At 69.0% G+C, this 4,703-nt stretch carries 2 protein-coding genes; both read left to right on the forward strand.

Annotation, left to right across the window (positions count from 1 at the left end):
* Nucleotides 1-245 precede the first annotated feature (245 nt).
* The gene (locus WAN02_RS10695) at nucleotides 246-680 is read left to right on the forward strand and encodes a hypothetical protein (protein WP_422264135.1); all 435 of its coding nucleotides are present in this window, start codon (nucleotides 246-248) and stop codon (nucleotides 678-680) included.
* A gap of 27 nt (nucleotides 681-707) precedes the next feature.
* A partial coding sequence (locus WAN02_RS10700) for an HAD-IC family P-type ATPase (protein WP_422264136.1) occupies nucleotides 708-4,703 on the forward strand: 3,996 nt, incomplete at its 3' end.

Genomic DNA, 4,703 nt, shown 5'->3' on the forward strand with positions numbered 1-4,703 from the left:
GGCACCCAGCGATCACGCCCCGGTTGTGGTGGATTTGCGTGGAGATTGACGTGTGTAAAAACTGCGCTGCGGGTATTCATCTTCTGTTCATTTGCCAATCAAGGTCATAGGATTGCCCGATGCTGCGCAATATCGTGACGGTTCTATGAACCCTGCGACTGTGTGCGCGTATACGACCGCCGCCAATGTGGCCTGCAGCGGGTATTCGATTCACGGCCTCAAGAACCGACTATCAGGGAGTGATCATGGGTGTCGTTGACGGCGCCGTACACAATGTAAGTCGAACGGTCAGCCGCGCTGCCTCAGCAACCACCGCGGCCGCGGGCGCAGTGGGTGGTGCCGCGGTCAATGGCGTCCTCGGCGCCGTGACCGGCGCCGCGGCGGGTGTGCAGAAAGGCATCGACAAGGGCAGCCACTCGACGCCTGCGGCCGCGTTGACGTTGGGCGCAATCGGTGTCGCCGGGCTCGTCGAGTGGCCGCTGTTGCTGGCTGTCGGCGGCGGTGCGCTGTTGCTACGCCGGCTGAACAACTCGCACAACGACGGCCCGCACATCGCGTCGGTCACGTCGGTGAAGGCGGCTCCCGCCAAGTCGACCAGTTCCGCCCGGCCGCGCAAGACGCCGGCCAAGCGGACTCCGGCGCGGCAGTCCAGCGGAACCCAGTCACGTACGCGCCGTTGATTCCTGCGAGTAAGTAGCTTCGGATTGGTGCGAGCATCCTTCCCGCTGCGCGCGGTAACGCTGGGCTTACAGGCGACCTCAGCGCTCGTTGGCGCCAGCGTGCAAACCGCAGCAAGCGCTGCAGGATCATTGGGTTCGGTGGCCTCGACGGGCATGTCGATGGCCGTGATCCCGGTTCGCGAAGGCGTCAAGGCACTCTCCGAAGGGCTGCCCGCGCCCACGCTGACCCGGCATAGCTGGCGCGGCAAGGGACGCGCGTGGGTGGAGGTCCGCGGCCTCGACGGCCCGGATGGCGCCGAACTCGGGCGGTTGGTGGTCGACGCCGTCCGGGCGCGCTCCGCGGTCAAATCGGTCAGCGTGAACCGGCCACTGTCGCGGATCGTGGTCACACTCAACCACGACCAGATCTCGCTGCGCGACTTGTGCCGCGATGTCGATGAGGCCGAAAAGCGTTGGCGTGCAAGCGGTAGTGTCGATTCACGGCGTAGCGATACCCGTCCGAAGCCACTGCCGGGCGACGGTCTATTGCTGGCCACCAACGCATTAGGGGTCGGCGCCACCGCCGTCGGTTTGAGCGCCGCGGTCGCGGGCCGGGTGCTGCGCTGGCCGCGCATGTTGGCCGGTGTCGAGGCGATGGTGGTGGCCGTCGACTACCAGCCACGACTGCGCCGCCTGCTCGAGGATCGCATCGGGCACTCGGCGACGGACGCGGTGCTGTCGGTCGCGATGGTCACGGCGCATGTCCTCGAGCTGTCGCCGGCGTCGCTGGCCGTCGACCTGGCGATGGAGACCTTGAAAGCCGCCGAATACCAGGCCGAGGCGCAAGCCTGGCGTCGTCACGAACCGGCACTCGCCCGTCACGCCGAGCACCCGGAGGTCCATCCGCCGTCGCGCCCGGTGGCCCCGCCGGAAGGGCCGGTCGAGCAGCACGCACGGCGCAGCGCGTGGGTTCAGGTGATCGGCACCGCGGCCGTCGGAGCCTTCACCCGCAACCCCGAGATGGCCGCGACCGCGACGTTGGTCACCACCCCGAAGGCCACCCGCACCACACGGGAGTCCTTCGCCGCAGCGCTCGGCCAAGGGCTGGCCGAGCAGCACGCGGTGCTGGCGCTGCATCCGGAAAAACTGCGTTGGCTGGACCGGGTCGACGCGCTGCTGGTCGATCCGCGGGTGTTGTGCACCGACACCCTGCGAGTGGTCCGCGTCCGCGGGGCCGACGAGGACGAGCTGTCACCCGCGTGGAACCGCGCCCAGTTGCTGTTGGAGAAGAAGGGCCTGCGGGTGGGCTGGCATCCGGTTCCCGGCCTGTCCGGCAAGGGATCTGACGTCGTCGAAGCGCTGATCGGCCCGACGCACGACCCTCTGGCCTCGGCTGTGCTGGCCGAGGCGCGTCGGGCCGGCCTGGAATTGATCTCCGTCGGCGTCGACGATCTCGGCGAGCTGCAGCCCGCTTTCGACGAGCTGAGGCCATTGCAGAGGGCATCCCTCGACACTGCGCTCGCCGCGGCGCTGACCGATTTGCAGCAATCGGGTCGCACCGTCGCAGCCGTGTCTTCGACTGCTGCACAAGCACTTTCGTCAGCCGATGTCGGGCTGGGCGTGATGCCCAATTCCGACGGGGAGCCGCCGCCATGGACGGCCGATCTGATCCTGAGCGACCTCGACGGCGTGTGGCGGCTGCTGCATGCCGTTCCGGCGGCCAAATCGGCGAGCCGACGTGGGATCGAGATCGCAACCGGCGCCACGGCATTGGGCGCGCTGCTGATGGTCCCCGGTGTACGCGGGCGTGGCCCGGGCCCGGTGACGACCGGCGCGGCCGCCGGTCTGCTGTCGGGCTATCTGATGGCACGTCGGGTGCTGCGGACCCCTGCCCCGCTGCCGGCTCCGATCCACGAGTGGCACGCCATGTCGATCGAGCAGGTCCGCAAGATGTTGCCGCCACCGGAGGCCGAGCAGACAGTGGAGCCGCGGCACGGCATCGGCACCCGGGCAATGGAAACCGCCCAGCGCGGTGCCGAGCTGACCGGGCGCCCCCGGCAGGCGGTCTGGCAATTCGCCAAGGCGGTGCGTGCCGAACTGTCCGATCCGCTGACCCCGGTGCTGGCTCTCGGCTCGGCGGCCAGCGCGGTGCTGGGATCGCCGGTCGACGCGGTGCTGGTCGGATCGGTGCTCACCGGAAACTCCATGCTGGCGGCCAGCCAGCGGCTGCGCGCCGAGAGCCGGCTGAACGAGCTACTGGCTCAACAGATTCCACCGGCCCGGAAAGTGACGTTCGACCCGGACGGCTCGCCGGTCTACACCGATGTGAAGGCCGCGCAACTGCGGCCTGGCGACATGATCGAGGTGCGCACCCACGAAGTGGTGCCCGCCGACGCGCGGCTGATCGAGGAAGAGGACCTCGAGGTCGACGAATCCACACTCACCGGTGAGTCGCTGCCGGTGGAGAAGCAGGTCGAGTCCACACCGGGCGCCGACCTGGCCGAGCGCCGCTGCATGCTCTACGGCGGAACCACCATCGTGGCGGGCACCGCGGTAGCGCTGGTGACCGCCGTCGGCGCCGATACCCAGGCGCGCCGCGCCGCCGAGCTGGTATCCAGTGAGCTTCCGCAGATCGGACTCGAACATCAGCTCAGCCAACTGACCAACCGGGCCTTCCCGGTCAGCGTGGCCGGCGGGCTCCTGGTCAGTGGCCTTGGCCTGTTGCGCAGCAAGGGTATTCGTCAAGCCGTGTCCAGCGGCATCGCCATCACGGTGGCGGCGGTGCCGGAGGGGATGCCGCTGGTGGCGACCCTCGCGCAGGCGGCCTCGGCTCGACGGCTGACGAATTACGGTGCGCTGGTCCGCGTCCCGCGATCAGTGGAAGCGTTGGGCCGCATCGACGTGGTGTGCTTCGACAAGACCGGGACACTGTCCGAAAACCGTCTGCGCGTATCGCAAGTGCATCCCGCGCAGAGCCATTCACGCGAAGACGTGTTGCGCTGCGCGGCGCTCGCCGCACCCGACGCCAACGGCGGACCGCAGGTGCACGCGACCGACCGCGCGATCATCGAGGCCGCACAGTCGGTCAACGGCTCGAACCCGGCAGCCGACGCCGACGCGCATCTACCGTTCCGGTCGGGCCGGTCGTTCTCGGCGTCGGTGTTCGGCGACGAGCTGACCCTCAAGGGCGCACCCGAAGTCGTCCTGGCCGCGTGCAACGACGTCGGGCCGGACATCGACAACACCGTGCGTCAGCTGGCGGCCGAGGGGCTGCGGGTGATCGCCGTCGCGCGGCGAAGGCTGACGCCACAGCAGACGCAGCTCGTCGCGGAGGACGAAGACACCATCGCCGACCTGGCCGGCGGCGAGCTGACTTTTGCGGGTTTCCTCGGGCTTTCCGACACGCCGCGGGCCGAAGCCCCCGCCCTGCTGGCGGCACTCGCTGAGCGCGAGATCGGCATTCGGCTGATCACCGGAGACCACCCCATCACCGCCACGGCGATCGCGCGGGAACTGGGAATGTCGGTGACGGCGGACGAGGTCATCAGCGGAGCTGAGTGGGATGCGCTGTCGCGCAAGGAGCAAGAGCGAGCAGTCACCGAGCGGGTGATCTTCGCCCGGATGTCGCCGGAGAACAAGGTGCAGGTCGTCCAGACGCTGGAACGCGCCGGCAAGGTCTGCGCCATGGTCGGCGACGGCGCCAACGACGCTGCAGCGATCCGGGCGGCGACCGTCGGCATCGGGGTCGTCGCCCGCGGCAGCGATTCGTCGAGTGTTTCGGCCGACGTGGTGCTCGTCGACGCGCGCATCGAGGCGCTGCTCACCGCGATCGACGAAGGCCGCGAGCTGTGGCGACGGGTGCAGGCGGCGGTGTCAGTGCTGCTCGGCGGCAACGCCGGCGAGGTCGCGTTCGCAATCATCGGCGCCGCGATCACCGGCAATTCGCCGCTCAACACCCGGCAATTGCTGCTGGTGAACATCTTCACTGACGCACTGCCCGCCGCGGCACTGGCGGTCAGCAAGCCCAGCGGACCGGTGCAGACC

This window comes from Mycobacterium sp. (assembly GCF_049281135.1).
Classification (GTDB): domain Bacteria; phylum Actinomycetota; class Actinomycetes; order Mycobacteriales; family Mycobacteriaceae; genus Mycobacterium.

What these genes read in the sequence shown, in the direction of transcription:
- WAN02_RS10695 (WP_422264135.1), top strand. Translation starts at nt 246, where the DNA reads ATGGGTGTCGTTGACGGCGCCGTACACAATGTAAGTCGAACGGTCAGC.